This window comes from Faecalicatena contorta, from assembly GCF_021531995.1.
In the GTDB taxonomy this organism is placed as follows: domain Bacteria; phylum Bacillota; class Clostridia; order Lachnospirales; family Lachnospiraceae; genus Dorea_A; species Dorea_A contorta_A.
Genome location: NZ_JAFBIZ010000062.1, coordinates 1 through 17,400, shown reverse-complemented (window position 1 = coordinate 17,400; position 17,400 = coordinate 1). Strand labels below are relative to the sequence as shown.

Annotated in this window: 20 protein-coding genes, 1 tRNA gene and 1 other annotated feature; of the genes, 17 read left to right on the top strand and 4 right to left on the bottom strand. The window is 42.9% G+C overall.

Annotation, left to right across the window (positions count from 1 at the left end; genetic code table 11):
- Positions 1-127: 127 nt before the first annotated feature.
- Complete coding sequence (gene trxA / locus JQM82_RS09445) at positions 128-439, top strand: thioredoxin (RefSeq protein ID WP_235249922.1); 312 nt, start codon at positions 128-130, stop codon at positions 437-439.
- A gap of 77 nt (positions 440-516) precedes the next feature.
- Here trxA and JQM82_RS09440 read toward each other — a convergent pair.
- A tRNA-Pro gene (locus tag JQM82_RS09440) sits at positions 517-591 on the bottom strand.
- A 123-nt stretch (positions 592-714) separates the two neighbouring features.
- Between JQM82_RS09440 and dapB the strand changes: the two genes are divergently transcribed.
- On the top strand, positions 715-1,512 hold the full coding sequence (dapB, locus tag JQM82_RS09435) for a 4-hydroxy-tetrahydrodipicolinate reductase (RefSeq protein WP_235249920.1): 798 nt from the start codon (positions 715-717) through the stop codon (positions 1,510-1,512).
- A 44-nt stretch (positions 1,513-1,556) separates the two neighbouring features.
- On the opposite strand, the gene JQM82_RS09430 is transcribed toward dapB, so the two are convergent.
- On the bottom strand, positions 1,557-2,153 hold the full coding sequence (locus tag JQM82_RS09430) for a nicotinate-nucleotide adenylyltransferase (RefSeq protein ID WP_235249919.1): 597 nt from the start codon (positions 2,151-2,153) through the stop codon (positions 1,557-1,559).
- A gap of 173 nt (positions 2,154-2,326) precedes the next feature.
- Positions 2,327-2,582 (top strand) — a binding site (T-box leader).
- 91 nt (positions 2,583-2,673) lie between these two features.
- Between JQM82_RS09430 and JQM82_RS09425 the strand changes: the two genes are divergently transcribed.
- From JQM82_RS09425 to JQM82_RS09380, 10 genes are all read left to right on the top strand, one after another.
- Positions 2,674-3,246, top strand: coding sequence for a 2-oxoacid:acceptor oxidoreductase family protein (locus tag JQM82_RS09425; protein WP_235249918.1), 573 nt, complete (start codon positions 2,674-2,676; stop codon positions 3,244-3,246).
- Positions 3,246-3,548: a 4Fe-4S binding protein gene (locus tag JQM82_RS09420; protein ID WP_235249916.1), complete on the top strand. Its 303-nt coding sequence runs from the start codon at positions 3,246-3,248 to the stop codon at positions 3,546-3,548. The genes JQM82_RS09425 and JQM82_RS09420 overlap by 1 nt, the downstream gene beginning before the upstream one ends.
- 1 nt (position 3,549) lies before the next feature.
- Positions 3,550-4,731 (top strand): pyruvate ferredoxin oxidoreductase, encoded by a 1,182-nt coding sequence (gene porA, locus JQM82_RS09415; protein ID WP_235249915.1) that lies wholly within the window; start codon positions 3,550-3,552, stop codon positions 4,729-4,731.
- A gap of 12 nt (positions 4,732-4,743) precedes the next feature.
- A complete protein-coding gene (locus tag JQM82_RS09410) occupies positions 4,744-5,682 on the top strand; it encodes a thiamine pyrophosphate-dependent enzyme (RefSeq protein ID WP_235249913.1) in 939 nt (312 codons plus the stop codon).
- A gap of 86 nt (positions 5,683-5,768) precedes the next feature.
- Positions 5,769-6,698 (top strand): carbamate kinase, encoded by a 930-nt coding sequence (gene arcC, locus JQM82_RS09405; RefSeq protein ID WP_235249912.1) that lies wholly within the window; start codon positions 5,769-5,771, stop codon positions 6,696-6,698.
- Between the two features lie 63 nt (positions 6,699-6,761).
- Entirely contained in the window at positions 6,762-6,947 is a 186-nt protein-coding gene (locus tag JQM82_RS09400; RefSeq protein WP_235249910.1) for a ferredoxin, read from the top strand.
- A gap of 87 nt (positions 6,948-7,034) precedes the next feature.
- On the top strand, positions 7,035-7,286 hold the full coding sequence (locus JQM82_RS09395; protein WP_235249909.1) for a YlmC/YmxH family sporulation protein: 252 nt from the start codon (positions 7,035-7,037) through the stop codon (positions 7,284-7,286).
- Positions 7,287-7,359: 73 nt separating this feature from the next.
- Entirely contained in the window at positions 7,360-7,809 is a 450-nt protein-coding gene (gene nrdR, locus JQM82_RS09390) for a transcriptional regulator NrdR (protein ID WP_235249907.1), read from the top strand.
- A gap of 39 nt (positions 7,810-7,848) precedes the next feature.
- Positions 7,849-8,583 (top strand): tRNA pseudouridine(38-40) synthase TruA, encoded by a 735-nt coding sequence (gene truA, locus JQM82_RS09385; RefSeq protein ID WP_235249905.1) that lies wholly within the window; start codon positions 7,849-7,851, stop codon positions 8,581-8,583.
- 80 nt (positions 8,584-8,663) lie between these two features.
- On the top strand, positions 8,664-9,416 hold the full coding sequence (locus JQM82_RS09380) for an exodeoxyribonuclease III (RefSeq protein WP_235249903.1): 753 nt from the start codon (positions 8,664-8,666) through the stop codon (positions 9,414-9,416).
- On the opposite strand, the gene ymfI is transcribed toward JQM82_RS09380, so the two are convergent.
- Positions 9,413-10,147 (bottom strand): elongation factor P 5-aminopentanone reductase, encoded by a 735-nt coding sequence (gene ymfI / locus JQM82_RS09375; protein ID WP_235249902.1) that lies wholly within the window; start codon positions 10,145-10,147, stop codon positions 9,413-9,415. The genes JQM82_RS09380 and ymfI overlap by 4 nt on opposite strands.
- A 105-nt stretch (positions 10,148-10,252) precedes the next feature.
- On the opposite strand from ymfI, the gene JQM82_RS09370 reads away from it, so the two are divergent.
- From JQM82_RS09370 to JQM82_RS09350, 5 genes are all read left to right on the top strand, one after another.
- A complete protein-coding gene (locus tag JQM82_RS09370) occupies positions 10,253-14,023 on the top strand; it encodes an efflux RND transporter permease subunit (protein ID WP_235249900.1) in 3,771 nt (1,256 codons plus the stop codon).
- A 14-nt stretch (positions 14,024-14,037) separates the two neighbouring features.
- Complete coding sequence (locus tag JQM82_RS09365) at positions 14,038-14,574, top strand: HD domain-containing protein (protein WP_235249899.1); 537 nt, start codon at positions 14,038-14,040, stop codon at positions 14,572-14,574.
- Between the two features lie 15 nt (positions 14,575-14,589).
- Positions 14,590-15,534 carry a DUF1848 domain-containing protein gene (locus JQM82_RS09360; RefSeq protein WP_235249897.1) on the top strand — a complete coding sequence of 315 codons (945 nt, stop codon included), beginning with the start codon at positions 14,590-14,592 and terminating at the stop codon, positions 15,532-15,534.
- A gap of 147 nt (positions 15,535-15,681) precedes the next feature.
- Positions 15,682-15,951, top strand: coding sequence for an acylphosphatase (locus JQM82_RS09355; RefSeq protein ID WP_235249896.1), 270 nt, complete (start codon positions 15,682-15,684; stop codon positions 15,949-15,951).
- Positions 15,941-16,549 (top strand): TetR/AcrR family transcriptional regulator, encoded by a 609-nt coding sequence (locus JQM82_RS09350; protein WP_331472852.1) that lies wholly within the window; start codon positions 15,941-15,943, stop codon positions 16,547-16,549. Before JQM82_RS09355 ends, JQM82_RS09350 begins: the two co-directional genes overlap by 11 nt.
- A 59-nt stretch (positions 16,550-16,608) precedes the next feature.
- Here the strand turns inward: JQM82_RS09350 and JQM82_RS09345 are convergent, their stop codons facing one another.
- Entirely contained in the window at positions 16,609-17,253 is a 645-nt protein-coding gene (locus JQM82_RS09345; RefSeq protein WP_235249894.1) for a GntR family transcriptional regulator, read from the bottom strand.
- Between the last annotated feature and the right edge of the window lie 147 nt (positions 17,254-17,400).

The window sequence follows — 17,400 nt, the reverse complement described above, 5'->3', positions numbered from 1 at the left end:
GAACAGATATACATTTGTTATAAAGATGAAAAAATTATATTTCCTATGATAATATCGCGGATTTTGTTGAAAAATGGGTTATAATAGAAAAAAATACAAAATCAAAAAGAAGAAAGGAAGATTAGATATGGCAGTCGTACATTTGACGAAAGATAATTTTCAAAAGGAAGTATTAGAAACTAAGATTCCGGTGCTGGTTGATTTCTGGGCGACCTGGTGTGGTCCCTGCCAGATGGTAGGACCGATTGTAGAGGAGATGGCAGAAGAAGTTACAGATGCCAAGATATGTAAGGTTGATGTTGATGATCAGCCGGAGCTTGCAAGGCAGTACAGAGTGATGTCCATCCCGACATTTCTGGTGTTTCGGGATGGAGAAGTTGTAAAGAGGGACATGGGTGCAAAGCCAAAACATGAGTTGATGGAGCTGCTAAAAGCTTAAACAGCAATGATAAGACCAGATTCCAGCCATGAGAAAGGCATAGCTTCCGGATATATCGAAAGCTATGCCTTCATTCATCGGGGTAACAGGATTCGAACCTGCGACCTCACGGCCCCCAGCCGTGCGCTCTGACCAAACTGAGCCATACCCCGATACAACTATTCTACCGAATTGCACCAGATAATGCAAGCTTTATTTTCCTTTGGAAATTCGTATGGTATAATAGCCTTAATGATAGAAGGCGTATTTGAATATATGCGAAAGGGGCTTGGATTATGAAAGTAATGGTAATAGGACCGAGAGGTAAAATGGGGAAATTAATCACACAGGTGGCTGCAGGAAGAGAAGATATGGAATTGTCAGCGGCTGTTGGCCCGAAAGGCGGAGAGTATATCGGTAAAGATCTGGGAACCGTGGCTATGGTAGGACGTGATCTGGGAATTCCGGTTACGGATAATCTGGAAGACGTAATTGATTCATGTGACGTAATCATAGATTTCTCAACGAAAGAGATGGCAATGCAGGTATTGGATGCGGCAATTGCTCATAAAAAAGCTCTGGTCTGTGGTACAACGGGATTCTCGCAGGAAGAGATGCAGCGTTTTTGTGACGCGGCAACAGAGATTCCGATGCTGTATGCGGCAAATACTTCCAAACTGGTCAATATTATGAATAAATTGTTGGAAATTGTTACAGAAACACTGAAAGACGAGATCGATATTGAGATTTTGGAAATGCATGATCAGTGGAAAAAGGATGCACCAAGTGGAACATCAAAGGAGATGGGTGAGATTATGGCACATGCGCTTGGAAAAGAGCTGAAGGATATTGCGGTCTATGGACGGGAAGGGGCATCACCGAGAGAGCCGGGAACGATCGGATATCATTCTCTGCGTGCCGGTAATATTCCAAGCAGCCATACCGTATATTTTGGTGGTATGGGTGAACGACTTGAGATCACGCATCATTCCTATAACTGGGAATGTTTTGCACGAGGAGCTTGTGACTGTGCAGCATACCTGGCAGATAAAGGACCGGGATTCTATACGATTAAAGATGTATTGAACCTGTAATCATTAAAATGGATTGTTGCAAAATATATTTGCAACAATCCATTTTAATCCTTGATCAGGTTAATATCTTTCTCGTCCAGACGCATCTTTTCCAGGCGTCTGATTCTTTCATCCAGATGATGATCCGTCAGATACCGGTATACACTTTTGGGAACCAGCTGTGCCCATTCCTGATCTGTCGCGATCAGATTGCGAATCTTGGACCCGGTGATTCCTTTTTCTTCCGGTGCCTTTTTCCATAGCACGACAACATTCAGACCAAGACTTTTCAATCTTTTGTATTTTTCCTCATCCCAATCATCAAAAATGCCCATATAATACACAGCATCTTTTGGTGCATACTGCAGGATGTATTCCGGATAACTGATTGGAAACGGAATGATCTCATATTCTGATTCCGGTACACCGAATTCTGCCATTGCCCCTTTAATGATTTCGCTTCGCTCAAAATAGGTAAGTGGATTGGCCGATTTTGCGGAACGATTAATATCCAGAGGAATATCCCTGGTGTGAAGACTGTCCGGATTGGTAATGCCGATATAAAGCTTTCGACATCTCATCTTTGCAGCAAGTATGTATTCCATATGTTTTAAATGCAGTACCTGAAATCTTGCATGAATTACGCCCGTTTCTGCTAACATGTATATTCCCCCCTCTTCTGTCCAGTGTTTACTTTCGATATTAGTATACTCTGATTGATGAGATAATTGCAAGCCCTTGCAATATCTTGTCGAATTCTGTGAAAAAGAGGTTGACGTTTGTGAAAAAATAGGGTAAAATCACAATATGCAAAAAACAGATTGCACTCTATAATTATAATTCGATGAAGAGAAAGAGTAGGAGCAGATGACTCACCTACAGAGAGCTGCTGGTGGTGGAATGCAGTGGGAGCATTGTTTTGAAAATCATCTCTGAGAAGGAAGACTGAAAGGAAACATCCGATATCCATTAAGTCTTCTCGGGGGTTTCCCGTTACAGAAACCGCGTATGATAGTGCGTTGTATTCGTACTTGTTTTTTAGAAAACAGGGTGGTTGCGGAATGATGATAAGATATGAATCCGTCCCTTTTTTAGGGATGGATTTTTTTTTCAAATTCTTTGTTCTGCAATGCCATAGGAACAGCCAACGCAATAGAAAAGAAATGGAAAGGATGAAAAAAGATGAGTAATCATACGGAAATCAGATGGCATGGTCGTGGCGGCCAGGGTGCCAAGACTGCAGCACTGCTTCTGGCAGATGTAGCATTTAAAACCGGAAAATACGTACAGGGATTCCCGGAATACGGACCGGAGCGTATGGGAGCGCCGATCACAGCGTACAATCGTATCAGTGATGAACAGATTCGTGTACATTCCAATATCTATGATCCACAGTATGTAGTGGTTGTAGATGAATCATTGCTCGAATCAGTGAATGTGACAAGTGGATTGAAAAAAGATGGAGCAATCCTTGTGAATACACAGCGTTCCAAAGAGGAGATTATTCCACATCTGAAAGGATATGAAGGAAAAGTATATACTATTGATGCATATAAGGTTTCGATGGAGACTATGGGGAAATACTTCCCGAATACACCGCTTCTTGCTGCAATCGTAAAAGTGGCTGGTATTATGGATGAGGAAGTGTTCCTGAAAGAGATGAAAGCCTCATTTGAACATAAGTTTGCAAGTAAGCCGGAAGTAATTGATGGCAATATGAAAGCTCTTGAAATGGCGTTAAAGGAGGTACGGTAATGGCAACAGATATCAGTAAATTAGGCGTAAAGACAAAATGGCAGGATCTGACGGAGGGAATGATTGTTGCAGGGGCAGGAACCTCCAGAGATTTTAAGACCGGAGAATGGTCTACCAATAAACCGGTATTTATTGAGGATAAATGTAAGCAGTGCCTTCTTTGTGTTCCGGTATGTCCTGACAGTTCTATTCCGGTAAAAGATATGAAGCGAGGCGCATTTGACTATGATCACTGTAAAGGATGCGGTATCTGCGTAAAAGCATGCCCATTTGGCGCAATTACGATGGAAGGAGTGAAGTAAGATGGCAAAGAGAGACAGATTATCAGGTAATGAAGCAGTGGCGATTGCACTCAGACAGATCAATCCGGATGTATTTCCGGCATTTCCGATTACGCCATCTACAGAGATTCCACAGTACTTTGCTTCTTTTGTGGCAAATGGACAGGTAGATACAGAATTTATCACTGTGGAGAGTGAACATAGCTCCATGAGTGCTGCAATCGGAGCAGAAGCAGCCGGAGCAAGGAGTCTGACGGCGACTTCTTCCTGTGGTCTTGCGTATATGTGGGAAGAATTATATATTGCGGCATCCAACAGACTTCCGGTGGCACTTGCACTGGTCAATCGTGCACTTTCCGGCCCGATCAACATCAACTGTGATCATTCAGACAGCATGGGGGCAAGAGATTCCGGATGGATTCAGATCTATGCGGAAAACAATCAGGAAGCTTATGACAATATGGTTCAGGCATATCGAATTGCGGAACACAAGGATGTCAGACTGCCGATCATGATCTGCCAGGATGGTTTTATTACCAGCCATGCGGTAGAGAACATTGAACTTCTGGAAGATGAAGAGGTTAAGAAGTTTGTCGGAGAATATGAACCGGAGAATTATCTGTTGAATCCGGAGTGTCCGATGGCGGTGGGACCTTATTCCATTACTGATTATTATATGGAAGCAAAGCGTAATCAGGCAGAAGGAATGAAACATGTAAGCGGGGTTGTTCTGGATGTGGCAAAAGAATTTGCTGCTCTTTCCGGAAGAGAATACGGATTGTTTGAAGAGTATTGCATGGAAGACGCCCAGAGAGCTGTAGTAATCATCGGATCTGCAGCAGGAACCACCAAGGATGCTATAGATAAGCTTCGTGCACAGGGGGAAAAAGTCGGAATGATCAAGATTCGTCTGTTCCGGCCATTCCCGGCTTCCGAGATCGCAGAAGCATTGAAAGATGTAAAGGCAGTGGCAATCATGGATCGTGCGGAAAGCTATACCAATCAGGGTGGTCCTCTTGGAGCTGATGTGATGGCGGCATTGTTCAGAGCGAGATCTGAAGCGCTGGCGGTAAATTATATCTATGGACTTGGCGGACGTGATGTGCGCGTAGAAGATATGGAAGCGGTATATGAAACCCTGAAACAGATCATCGAGGACGGCGATGCAGAAGAGACCTATCGTTATATGGGAATCAGAGAATAGGGGGCGAAGAAGATGAGTTATAATTTTAAAGAAACGATGAATAAAACAGAGCGTCTTGCTCCCGGGCACAGAATGTGCGCCGGATGTGGCGGTACGATTGCAGTAAGAAATGTACTCAGAGGACTCCACGAAGGAGATAAGGCTGTCATTGGCAATGCAACCGGCTGTCTGGAAGTTTCAACATTTACATATCCTTATACCGCGTGGGAAGACAGTTATATTCACAATGCATTTGAAAATGCGGGAGCAACATTAAGCGGAGTGGAAGGAGCATATAAAGCATTCAAAAGAAAAGGAAAACTGGACGAGACGTATAAGTTTATTACATTCGGCGGCGACGGCGGTACTTATGATATTGGTCTGCAGTCTCTGTCAGGTGCTATGGAACGGAATCAGGATATGGTATATGTGTGCTATGACAATGGTGCATATATGAATACCGGAATTCAGAGATCTTCAGCGACTCCAATGTATGCGGATACAACGACGACTCCGGTTGGAACTGAAAGTAATGGAAAGACGCAGAACAGAAAAGATCTGGCAGCGGTAATTGCTGCGCATGATATTCCATATGTCGCACAGACTACATTTGTACAGAACTTTAAAGATCTTCATATCAAATCAGAAAAAGCGATTTATACACCGGGAGCTGCATTTTTAAATATCATGGCTCCATGTCCGAGAGGGTGGAGATACAATACACCGGATATTATGGATATATGTAAGCTGGGAGTAGAAACCTGTTACTGGCCGCTGTTTGAAGTAGTAGAAGGAAAATGGATCCTGAATTATGAGCCGAAGAAAAAACTTCCGATTGAAGATTTCTTAAGACCACAGGGCAGATTCAAACATCTGTTTAAAAAGGAAAATGAATATCTTCTGGAAGCCTTCCAGAAAGAAGTAGACAGAAGATGGGAAGAACTCCAATTCAGATGTTCCAGAAATGCATAAAACAAACGTTGTAATTTCGTGAAAAAAATACTATAATTTTCTTATATTTTATTGAAGACAAACATAGAAAAGCAGAGGTATAGATTATGAAGAAAAGAGTAGTAGTTGCATTAGGACACCGTGCACTGGGCACAACACTTCCGGAACAGAAAGAAGCGGTAAAGAATACAGCTAAAGTTATCGCAGATCTGATTGAAAATGGTTATCAGGTGGCAATCACGCACAGCAATGCCCCGCAGGTGGGAATGATTCATACAGCCATGAATGAGTTTGGAAAAGAACATGAGAATTATACGGCTGCTCCGATGTCAGTCTGCTCTGCTATGAGTCAGGGATATATCGGTTATGACCTTCAGAATGGGATTCGTGAAGAACTGGTGAACAGAGGAATCTACAGAACGGTCAGTACAATTCTGACCCAGGTGATCGTTGATCCGTATGACGAAGCTTTTTATACACCAACGAAGGTGTTGGGACGTTATATGGATGTAGAAGAGGCGAATGCGGAACGAAAGAAAGGCAATTATGTTGTGGAAGAACCCGGAAAGGGTTATCGCCGTATCGTGTCTGCACCGAATCCGGTTAGTATCGTAGAGATTGATGCCATCAGAGCGCTTTTGGATGCGGATCAGATCGTTGTTGCCTGTGGGGGCGGAGGAATTCCGGTTCTGGAGCAGGATCATCGCCTGAAAGGTGCCGGAGCTGTGATTGAGAAAGACCTGACTGCCGGAAAGATGGCAGAAGAAGTCGATGCAGATATGCTGATTATTCTGACCAGTGTCGAGAAAGTTAAGATTAATATGGGAAGACCGGAGGAAGAAGAACTTGGAGAGATCAATGTGGATCAGGCAAAGGGATATATGGAGGAAGGTCACTTTGGCAAATATAACATGTATCCGAAGTTCAAAGCTTCGGTTGAGTTTATTGAAAAAAGAGAAGGAAGAAGTGCACTGATTACTTCTTTTGATAAGCTGAATGAAGCGTTAAAAGGAAAGACTGGTACAATTATCGTATAGAGATTATGAGTAAAAAGCCCAAAACGGGACATACTATCTGAAAAGAATAAGGAGGAATGTCCCGTGAAGGCAAAAGTGAATGATGGCTGCATTTCTTGCGGTGCCTGTGTTGCAACATGTCCGGAAGTATTTCGGTTTAATGATGACGGACTTGCGGAAGCGTATGCGGATGTATTGCCGGAAGATGAAAATACGGCACAGGAAGCCAGAGATGCATGCCCTGTATCAGTTATTGATATTGAAGATTAGATTAGATAAGAAGTATCCGGAAGGTGAATTCTGGATACTTTTTTCATATATTAATATCAAAGCAGAATCTGAACAGGGGGACCTTATATGCGTCTGTCAGAGCTTGAAGATAAAGAAGTGATTAATGCATGTGACTGTAAAAGACTGGGATATATCGTTGATCTGGTTATAGATGAATGCAAGGGGAGAATAGAAGCGCTGATCATACCCAAGAATGGAAAGTTTTGCGGTCTGTTTAGCGAAGGAGCAGAATATGTTATTCCATTCCAGTGCATTAAAAAGATCGGACCGGATATTATACTTATAGAGATGTATGAAGAAAAGAGAAAGGAAAAGTAATTTGACTTATAAGAGTATTGCAGATATACTGTATTTATCTGGAATAATAAGAATATAGAAAGGAACGATCAAGATGAAGTGCCCATATTGCAGCCATCCGGATACCAGAGTTATCGATTCTCGACCGGCGGAAGACGGAAATTCTATCCGCAGAAGGCGTTCATGCGACGTCTGTGGAAAAAGATTTACAACTTATGAAAAAGTTGAAACGATTCCGCTTACAATCATAAAAAAAGACAATACCAGGGAACAATACGAACGAAGGAAGATTGAAAACGGTGTTCTAAGAGCATGCTACAAGCGTCCGGTTGCGACATCGGATATTCAGAAGACGATTGATCGTATAGAGACGAAAATCTTCAGCCTGGAGGAAAAAGAAGTTCCAAGCAATGTGGTTGGAGAGATTGTAATGGAGGAACTGAAAGAACTGGATGAAGTGGCCTATGTAAGGTTTGCATCTGTGTACAGAGAGTTCAAAGATGTAAATACTTTTATGGATGAGTTGAAAAAGATATTAAAATAGGATATTAAAGTTAAGATACAAGATAGATTAGGTGATGATATGAGAACGTATAAGTTAACCATTTCTTATGATGGAAGCAGATATCAGGGATGGCAGAGACAGGCGACGACTGACAATACCATTCAGTTCATTCTGGAATGGAGTATCGGGAAGCTGGTCGGCTATCGTGTACATGTTGACGGTTCGGGACGTACAGATGCCGGCGTTCATGCCAGAGGGCAGGTGGCCAGTGTAAAACTGTCAAAGCTGTATGATACAAAAGAACTGAAAGATTCACTGAACAGATATCTCCCGGAGGATATACGTATTGTCAAAGTAGAGCTTGCAAAGAATGGTTTCCACGCCCGGAAAAGCGCAAAAGGAAAGAAATATGAATACTATATTGACTGCCGGGAAAAGCCGGATGTGTTCTCGAGAAGATATTGTTATCATTATCCGGAAAAGCTGGACATTGAAGCGATGAGGGATGCAACAAAGTATCTGATCGGTCCAAAGAATTTTACCAGTTTTACCGATGATAAAGATTGTAAAGATCCGATTCGTAAGATTACGAATATAAAGATTGTAAGCAGTGGAGAAAAAGTACGGATCACGTATTATGGCACGGGATTCTTGTACCATATGGTTCGGATTCTGACAGGGACGCTTCTGGAGATTGGAACCGGAAAAAGGGATGCATCAAAGCTTCCGGTCGTGATAGCAGCTGAAGATCGGAGTCTGGCGGGATTCCTGGCTCCGGCACGTGGGCTTTTTCTTAGAAAAGTATATTATTAAAGCATAGCATGCGATGGGAAATGTGAGGGTTTCCCCGGTTTATGCTTTGCGTGTTAATGTTATATAGGGGAGGACAAAAGATGAAATTTATTTCATGGAATGTGAATGGGATTCGTGCTTGTGTACAGAAAGGCTTTTTGGACGTATTCAATGAAATGGATGCGGATGTGTTTTGCATACAAGAGTCAAAGATGCAGGAAGGGCAGCTGAAATTGGAACTTCCGGGATATTATCAGTATTGGAATTATGCTGAGAGAAAAGGATATTCCGGTACCGCTATTTTTACAAAACAGGAACCGTTATCGGTTTCATATGGAATTGGAGTGGAAGAACATGACAGGGAAGGTCGTGTGATTACTCTTGAGTTTTCAGATTATTATTTTGTGACGGTATACACACCGAATTCACAGAATGAACTGGCAAGACTTTCTTACAGAATGCAGTGGGAAGATGACTTCCTGAAATATTTAAAGAAACTGGAAGAAAAGAAACCGGTAATTTTTTGTGGAGATCTGAATGTGGCACACAATGAGATTGATCTTAAGAATCCGAAGACCAACCGGAAGAATGCCGGATTTACGGATGAGGAGCGTGAAAAATTCACAGCCCTTCTTTCGGCTGGATTTATTGATACATTTCGGTATTTTTACCCGGATGTTACGGGTATTTATTCCTGGTGGTCCTATAGATTCAGTGCAAGAGCCAAGAATGCAGGGTGGCGTATCGATTACTTCTGTGTATCAGAATGTCTGAGGGATCGCCTGATAGACGCAAAGATCCTGACGGACATTATGGGATCCGATCATTGCCCGGTAGAGCTGGATATCAATTAAAGATATCCGCCGTCTACCCCAATGATCTGTCCGGTCATGTATGCCGGTGAAGTGGCGATATTCCAGACCATCTGTGCGATTTCATCCGGAGTTCCATATCTTCCGGCTGGGATTTCTTCTTCCAGTGCCTCTCGTTCCCGGTCGGACAGTTGCCGATTCATGTCTGTGTCAATGACTCCGCAGGCAATGGCATTGACCTGGATATTACTGGGCGCAAGTTCTTTGGCCAGGGCCCGTGTGAATCCGTTTACCCCGGATTTGGCAGCAGAGTACGCAACTTCGCAGGATGCTCCGGAAGTTCCCCACATAGAAGAAATGTTAATGATTTTTCCGGATTTCCGTGATACCATCGGAGAGATGGCTTCCCGGCAGCAGTAAAAAACGGAGGACAGGTTGGTACGAAGGATACGTTCCCATTCTTCTGTGCTCATGTCGCTTAGAAGTCCGATGTGGGCAATGCCGGCATTGTTTACGAGGACGTCCAGGTGATCACATTCTTGATAAATCTGAGCATAGATCTGAGCAACGTCCAGGGGATTCCCGACATCGCCGGGAACAAGCGTGCATGGTACCTGGAAATACGTTTCTATAGTTTCTTTTACATTTTCTAAAGCCTTCAGAGAGGAGGCACAGTTCAAAAATGTATGATACCCCTTTGAGGCAAATAATATAGCAGTGCTTTTTCCGATTCCCCGGGAAGCACCGGTAATTAAGATGGTTTTACGATTCATATTCGGCTCCTGATTTCATATTATTTTCATTTTGTTTTTCGGAGTTTTATTATATAATGAAATTGACATTTGTGTCCAGATGAGAAAGAAGAAAGAAGGCAGCTGATGTTATCAAAATATAGTGTGAAGAAGCCCTACACAGTTGTTGTAGGAGTTGTTTTGATTATTATTTTAGGAGTTGTGTCATTTACACATATGACGGTGGACCTTCTTCCGAGCATGAATCTTCCGTATGCACTTGTCATTACGGGGTATATGGGAGCAAGCCCGGAGGAGGTAGAAGAAATTGTTACCAGGCCGGTGGAACAGACGATGGCAACGGTCAGCAATATTAAAACGGTGCAGTCCATATCCAGTGATAATTCATCGACGGTAATACTGGAGTTTGACCAGACGGCAAACATGGATTCGGTAACAATAGAGATGCGGGAAGGCCTGGATCAGATCAAGGGATACTGGCCGGAGGAAGTGGCGGATCCTATTATCATGAAGCTGAATCCCGATATGATGCCGGTCCTGATTGCAGCGGTCGGTGCAAAGAGCGATGATGCATCAGAAACGAGTAAAGTGATCGGAGAAAAGGTTCTTCCGGAGATAGAAAGTGTAGAGGGTGTGGCATCCGTCACGACATCCGGAAGTATTGAAGAAACGGTTGAGGTCACGATAAATGAAGAAAAGATAGATCAGCTGAGTGAGGAGATTCAGGCTGAACTGGAGCGAAAGATTAACGAAGCAAAAGAAGCTCTGGATAAGGCAAAAGAACAGGTTGAAAGCGGAAAAGCAGCACTGGATGCAGGAAAGACACAGGCTGCATCAGGGCTGGCATCTGCAGAATCTCAACTGTCAGTAAAAAGTGAGGAACTAAAACAGGCACAGCTGGAGATTAATGAGAAGATGTCGGAATTGAGTCTGGCAGAATCTCAGGTCAATCAGCAGCTTACCCTTATTCAGATGGAACTTACCTCGCTGAAATCAGTACAGGAACAATATCAGAATCTGAAGGAAATGCTGGAACAGAATCTGACAGAGGAACAAAAAGCACAGATCCAGGAACAGATGGAAGAACTTCGGGCTGTACTGGAGCAGCAGGGAATTACTTTTGATACACTGGATGAAACGATACAGAAAATAGAGACACAGGAACAAAAACTTCAGGATGCACTTTCGCAGATTGAGGAGGGGAAAAAGCAACTGTCAACCATGCAACAACAGGTAAATGATGGCGCATTGTCTCTTGCAGAGGCGAGAGGACAGCTTGCTTCTGTACAGTTTACAGCAGCTGTGGGGATCGGAGAAGGAACAGCACAGCTTGCAGCGGGAGAAGCCGCTCTTCAGATGCAGGAAGCACAGATTCAGTCAGCACAGGAGCAGGCGCTTGCAGAAATGGATGTTGCGTCGATTTTGAATGCCGATATGATAAAAACCATTCTGGCAGCAGAGAACTTTCGAATGCCTGCAGGATATGTTACGGAGGATGGGCAGGAGTATCTTGTTCGTGTAGGAGACAAGTTTAAGAATATAGACGAGTTAAAGAATCTTACGATACTTGATATGGAAGAAATCGACCCGATCCGGTTGTCAGATGTTGCCGGTGTGGAACTGGTGAATAATTCAGATGAAACATATGCGAAGATCAATGGTGAGCCTGGTGTTATGCTGGTGGTTCAGAAACAGACCGGTTATTCGACCGGGGATGTCAGTGACAGAGTACTGGATAAGCTTGAACAGGTTGAGGAAGAAAACAGTGAGATTCATGCGGTTACGCTGATGGATCAGGGAGTCTATATAGACATGGTAGTTCATTCTGTGTTGGAAAATCTGGTATTTGGAGCTATACTGGCAATTTTGATTCTCCTGGTATTCTTAAAGAGTGTCCGAATGACACTGGTGATCGCCTGCTCCATTCCAATCAGTATCACGACCGCACTCGTTGCGATGTATTTTTCAGGGGTGACTCTGAATGTGATATCATTGTCCGGCCTTGCGCTGGGTGTTGGTATGTTGGTAGATAACTCGATTGTTGTAATTGAGAATATTTACCGCATGCGAAGCGAAGAGGGGAAAACAGCCAAAGAGGCGGCGGTTCAGGGCGCAAAGCAGGTGAGCGGAGCGATATTTGCCTCCACACTGACGACGATCTGCGTATTTCTGCCAATCGTCTTTACGGAAGGAATTACCAGACAGTTGTTTGTGGATATGGGACTTACCATTGCATATTCGTTGTTAGCAAGTCTTCTGGTGGCTTTGACTGTGGTGCCTATGATGTCGGCTGGAATGTTGAGGAAAACGAATGCAAAGGAATCTGTGATATTTACTCGCATTCGGAATATATATGGACGTATTCTGCGTGTAATACTGGATAAAAAAATTCTGGTTCTGATCGGGGTGTTTGTATTATTTGCAGGAAGTATTGCACTTGCATATTCAAATGGAACGGAGTTTATTCCGACCATGGAAAGTACACAGATCAGTATGACGCTTGAAACGGAGAAGGGAACCAGTCTGGAAGATACGGCGAAAGCAGCTGACCAGGTAATGAAAAAAGTTGGAGAAATTGAAGATATTGAAGATATCGGCGGGCTGGTGTCTTCCTCAGATATGATGGGAACACAGACGGAAAGCAATAAGATTGAGTTTTATGCCACGACCGGAGAGCACCCGTCTATGTCAAATGAGAAATTGAAAAATGAGATTGAAAAAGTAACCAGGGATATCAATGGTGAATTGACGGTGAATATGTCCAATATGGATATGAGTTCTCTGGGATCTTCCGGGATCAATATTCAGATTCGGGGAAAGGATCTGGATCAGCTTCAGAAAATAGCGAAAGAGGTCAAGCTGATTGTAGAAGACGTGAAAGGAACAAAAAATGTGTCTGATGGAACGGAAGAAAATACGCAGGAACTTCGGGTGATTGTCGATAAAGACAAAGCGGCGGCACACGGTCTTACCGTCGCACAGGTGTATCAGAGCCTGTATGGAAGACTTGCAGAATCGCGTGTGGCGACAGTGCTGTCAACCGATACAGATGATTACGATGTGTATATTATAGATGAAGCGAACGAAAAATTATCCAGAAAAGATGTCCAAAATATGTCCGTTACCGTGGAAAAACAGGATGGAAGTAAGGAAGAAATAAAGCTTTCAGAGATTGCGTCCTTTGAAGATGCATCTGGTCTGAAAGCAATCAGCCGTAAGAACCAGAGCCGCTATATGGCTGTGACTGCAGAGATTGCAGATGATGATAATATTGGACTGGTCAGTAGTCGTGTGAAAAAAGCATTAAAGGCATATGAGGTTCCGGAGGGATATGAAGTGGAGATGACCGGAGAAGATGCGACGATTAATGAAGCAATGACGGAACTTTTTAAGATGCTTGGACTTGCAATTGTATTTATGTACCTGATTATGGTTGCGCAGTTCCAGTCTCTGCGCTCTCCGTTTATCGTAATGTTTACGGTGCCGCTTGCATTTACAGGAGGACTTCTTGCACTATGGCTGTCCGGAATGACGGTCAGTGTTATCGCGATGATCGGGTTTGTCATGTTGTCCGGTATCATTGTAAATAACGGAATTGTATTTATTGATTATACAAACCAGCTTCAGGAACAAGGCATGGAGAGAAGAGAGGCATTGGAAGAAGCAGGAAAAGCAAGACTTCGTCCGATTATTATGACTGCTTTGACTACGATTCTAGGTCTGTCTACCATGTCAATAGGTTTTGGAATGGGAGCAGACATGGTACAGCCGATGGCTGTTGTTACGATCGGTGGACTGATATATGGAACGGTACTTACACTGATCGTAGTGCCATGTATATATGATATGTTCCATAAAAAAGAAAAAGCAAGATTGCGCGAGGAGATTGAAGAATAAGGAGAGATACCATCATGATCAACAGAGCGATTGAATTTGCAACGAAAGCACACGAGGGACAGGTAAGAAAGGGAACCAGCAGGCCATATATTGTACACCCGATTGAGGTCGGAGATATTGTGGCGACGATGACCAGAGATGAGGAAGTCATCAGCGCGGCAGTATTGCATGACACTATCGAAGACTGTGAGGGAATCACTCAGGAACTTCTGGCAAGGGAATTTTCAGAACGGGTAGCGAATATCGTTGCACAGGAGAGCGAAGATAAGTCTAAAACATGGATGGAGAGAAAAGAGGCAACGATTACACATGTCCGGACGGCTCCGAGAGAAGTTCAGATGGTGGCTCTGGCAGACAAACTGTCCAATATGAGAGACATTAACCGGGATTATCCGGTGGTGGGAGAAGAGTTGTGGAATCGTTTTCGAATGAAGAATAAGGAGACAATCGGATGGTATTATAAAGGAATGCAGGAATCCTTGCGGGAGGCCTTTGATGGAGTAGAGGCATACGAGGAGTATTGTCATCTGGTTCGAAAGAACTTCGGGTAAGTCAGGAGTGCGAATATGATTATAAGTGCAAGCAGGAGGACGGATATTCCGGCTCTTTATCCGGAATGGTTTGTAAACCGACTCAGAGCCGGGGAAGTTATGGTACCCAATCCTTACAATCGGAAAAAAGTGAAAAGAATTGTACTGTCACCAGAAAAGGTAGACTGCGTTGCGTTCTGGACAAAAAATCCGGAACCAATGCTTCCATTTCTGAAGGAGATTGATGATATGGGGTATCAGTATTATTTCCAGATGACAATTACAGATTATGAAGAGGAGATGGAGACAAATCTTCCTTCTACAGCAGAATCTATGGCCACTTTTCTGCTTGTCAGTGATAAGTTAGGAAAGGAAAGGATGGACTGGAGATTTGATCCTATTCTTTTGACGGGAAAATATACGATTCCCTACCATCTTGAAAAATTTGAGATGATGTGTGAATGGCTGCATGGTGCGACCACAAGGTGTATCCTCAGTTTTTTTGACTCATACAAGGGCGGCTGTTTTTTGGAGCCGGAGAGAGAAGAGATAGAAGAACTTGCAGAGGGATTGTCGAAAATTGCGGGGAAGTACAACCTTCCATTATATACATGTGCAGAGAAGATTGATTTGAGCAGATATGGTATTCAACACGGTGCATGCATTGACAGAGACAGAATACGCAGATTGATCGGTTACAAACTGGATCTAAAAAAGGATCCGGGGCAACGAAAAGAATGCATGTGTGCGGAAAGTGTTGATATCGGAGTATATGATACATGTATACAGGGATGCAGATATTGTTATGCGACCGGAAGTCCTGAGAGTGCAAAAAAGAAATATGATCAGCATGATCCGGATTCCCCGATTCTGAGTGGAGTTCTCAGGGGAGATGAAGTGATTACGGATCAGGAGCTGGAATCCAGCCGGGATAATCAGATTTCATTGTTTGATTTGCCGGAAATGTACAATGTTTTCTAGTAAAAAAGATAAAACGAGGGTTGTTAAATGTTTTGCAAATTACCATTCTCTGTGTACTTTTTGTATAATTTGAAATTGCTTTTTTCCTTTTTTAAGATTACAATGATGTAAATGACAATATATGGTGCAAGGAAACAGTGAGATAAGATGGCAGAAGTGAGAAGAAGAATGCGGTTCCATGGAAGAGTGCAGGGTGTTGGTTTCCGATATACGGCAAAATACCTTGCGCAGTCTCTGAGTTTGACTGGATGGGTAAAAAATGAATATGATGGGACAGTTCTGATGGAGATTCAGGGAAGGGAATTCCTGATACATGAGTTGATGAAAGGATTGAACCGTAGTAATTTTATACAGATTGACTGGATTGATACAGAGGACATTTCGCTGGAACAGGAAAGCAGTTTTTATGTGCGATAATATTGGCATGAAAGGGAAAGTAATGGAAAAGAAAAGTGTAAAAAGCAAAATTGTATCAGCAGCATGGCAGTTGTTTCGTGAGAAAGGATATAATGGGACGACGGTTGACGATATTATTGAATTGTCTGGAACTTCGAAAGGTTCTTTTTATTATTATTTCAGTACGAAGGATGAACTTCTGAATACATTATCTATGATACTGGATGATTATTATGAGGAGCTGGAACGGGAACTGGATCCTCAGATGGACAGTTTTTCAAAGCTGATGTACCTGAATTATAGGGCGCACTCCATGATGGAGGAAAAGATCAGTATTGATCTGGTGACTTCTCTTTACTCTACACAGTTGGTGGCACAGGGGAACCGGCATCTGCTTGATCAGAATAGAAACTATTATAAACTGATTACAAAAGTGGTGGACGAAGGACAGAAGAGGGGGCAGATACGTTCAGAACTGTCGGTCAGTGAGATTACAAAGTATTACGCAATGTGTGAACGTGCGCTCGTGACAGACTGGTGCCTGAATAAAGGGGAATATTCTCTGGGAGAATATAGCAGAGAGTGTATGCCGATTATGATGGAACATTTTAAAGTGTAAAAATTCCACAAGAATAGCCGGGACAAAGCGGTGTCCGGCGTTCTTGTGGAATTTCTATATTAAGAATGTTTTATGAGTGCGGTATCGCGTCCGATTCCGAAATGATCTTTTCGTAAAATGGCATAAGCTTTTTCGTAATTTCCTTTTCTCATGTAAGCAACCATTTTTTTTAAATTCTCATTGGTTACAGGAATATGCATACCATTTCGGATGGAGTATTGACCGATCCGAATCAACTCTGAAAGATTGTTCTCATAGATGCGATTAATCCGTTCGTTTTCCAATATACTGATGATCTCCATATGCATGGCAGTATCTGCGATCTCCCAGTCATACAGGTTGGCGGATGCAGCACACATTCTCACTACTTTTTCTTCGATTCGATAAGAATATTCTTCATGACGGCCTGATGTGAAGATCATTCGGAATGCAGCACCTTCCAATAGTTCACGTAATTGATAGATTTCATATATGTCTTTATCGGTGATTTCTCTTACAGTCATGGATTTGTAGTAATCTGATACAATGAGCCCTTCGGATTGCAGCATCTGGATAGCCGTACGAACAGGACTGCGACTCATGCTGAGTTCTCGTGTCAGCATGGATTCAGTCAGTACCATTCCGGGTGGATACGTCAGATCCAGAATGTTTTGTTTGATTTTTTCGTAAGCCCGATCGGCAAGAGATGAGTTTTTTTCAGCCATAAATGTTTTCCCCTTTGATCATATATGTAAAATAATTGTGGATGTGGTAAAAGTATACGTCTTTATATATTGTATACAAATTATAACGGTTTTTTGGGAAAAAATCAAGATATGAGGTTGACTTTTGCGATGGATAATGCTATATTC

Excerpts from the sequence above, each read along its gene's own strand:
- trxA (WP_235249922.1), top strand. The coding sequence starts at position 128 with ATGGCAGTCGTACATTTGACGAAAGATAATTTTCAAAAGGAAGTATTA.
- dapB (WP_235249920.1), top strand. The coding sequence starts at position 715 with ATGAAAGTAATGGTAATAGGACCGAGAGGTAAAATGGGGAAATTAATC.
- JQM82_RS09430 (WP_235249919.1), bottom strand. The coding sequence starts at position 2,153 with ATGTTAGCAGAAACGGGCGTAATTCATGCAAGATTTCAGGTACTGCAT.
- JQM82_RS09425 (WP_235249918.1), top strand. The coding sequence starts at position 2,674 with ATGAGTAATCATACGGAAATCAGATGGCATGGTCGTGGCGGCCAGGGT.
- JQM82_RS09420 (WP_235249916.1), top strand. The coding sequence starts at position 3,246 with ATGGCAACAGATATCAGTAAATTAGGCGTAAAGACAAAATGGCAGGAT.
- porA (WP_235249915.1), top strand. The coding sequence starts at position 3,550 with ATGGCAAAGAGAGACAGATTATCAGGTAATGAAGCAGTGGCGATTGCA.
- JQM82_RS09410 (WP_235249913.1), top strand. The coding sequence starts at position 4,744 with ATGAGTTATAATTTTAAAGAAACGATGAATAAAACAGAGCGTCTTGCT.
- arcC (WP_235249912.1), top strand. The coding sequence starts at position 5,769 with ATGAAGAAAAGAGTAGTAGTTGCATTAGGACACCGTGCACTGGGCACA.
- JQM82_RS09395 (WP_235249909.1), top strand. The coding sequence starts at position 7,035 with ATGCGTCTGTCAGAGCTTGAAGATAAAGAAGTGATTAATGCATGTGAC.
- nrdR (WP_235249907.1), top strand. The coding sequence starts at position 7,360 with ATGAAGTGCCCATATTGCAGCCATCCGGATACCAGAGTTATCGATTCT.
- truA (WP_235249905.1), top strand. The coding sequence starts at position 7,849 with ATGAGAACGTATAAGTTAACCATTTCTTATGATGGAAGCAGATATCAG.
- JQM82_RS09380 (WP_235249903.1), top strand. The coding sequence starts at position 8,664 with ATGAAATTTATTTCATGGAATGTGAATGGGATTCGTGCTTGTGTACAG.
- ymfI (WP_235249902.1), bottom strand. The coding sequence starts at position 10,147 with ATGAATCGTAAAACCATCTTAATTACCGGTGCTTCCCGGGGAATCGGA.
- JQM82_RS09370 (WP_235249900.1), top strand. The coding sequence starts at position 10,253 with ATGTTATCAAAATATAGTGTGAAGAAGCCCTACACAGTTGTTGTAGGA.
- JQM82_RS09365 (WP_235249899.1), top strand. The coding sequence starts at position 14,038 with ATGATCAACAGAGCGATTGAATTTGCAACGAAAGCACACGAGGGACAG.
- JQM82_RS09360 (WP_235249897.1), top strand. The coding sequence starts at position 14,590 with ATGATTATAAGTGCAAGCAGGAGGACGGATATTCCGGCTCTTTATCCG.
- JQM82_RS09355 (WP_235249896.1), top strand. The coding sequence starts at position 15,682 with ATGGCAGAAGTGAGAAGAAGAATGCGGTTCCATGGAAGAGTGCAGGGT.
- JQM82_RS09350 (WP_331472852.1), top strand. The coding sequence starts at position 15,941 with ATGTGCGATAATATTGGCATGAAAGGGAAAGTAATGGAAAAGAAAAGT.
- JQM82_RS09345 (WP_235249894.1), bottom strand. The coding sequence starts at position 17,253 with ATGGCTGAAAAAAACTCATCTCTTGCCGATCGGGCTTACGAAAAAATC.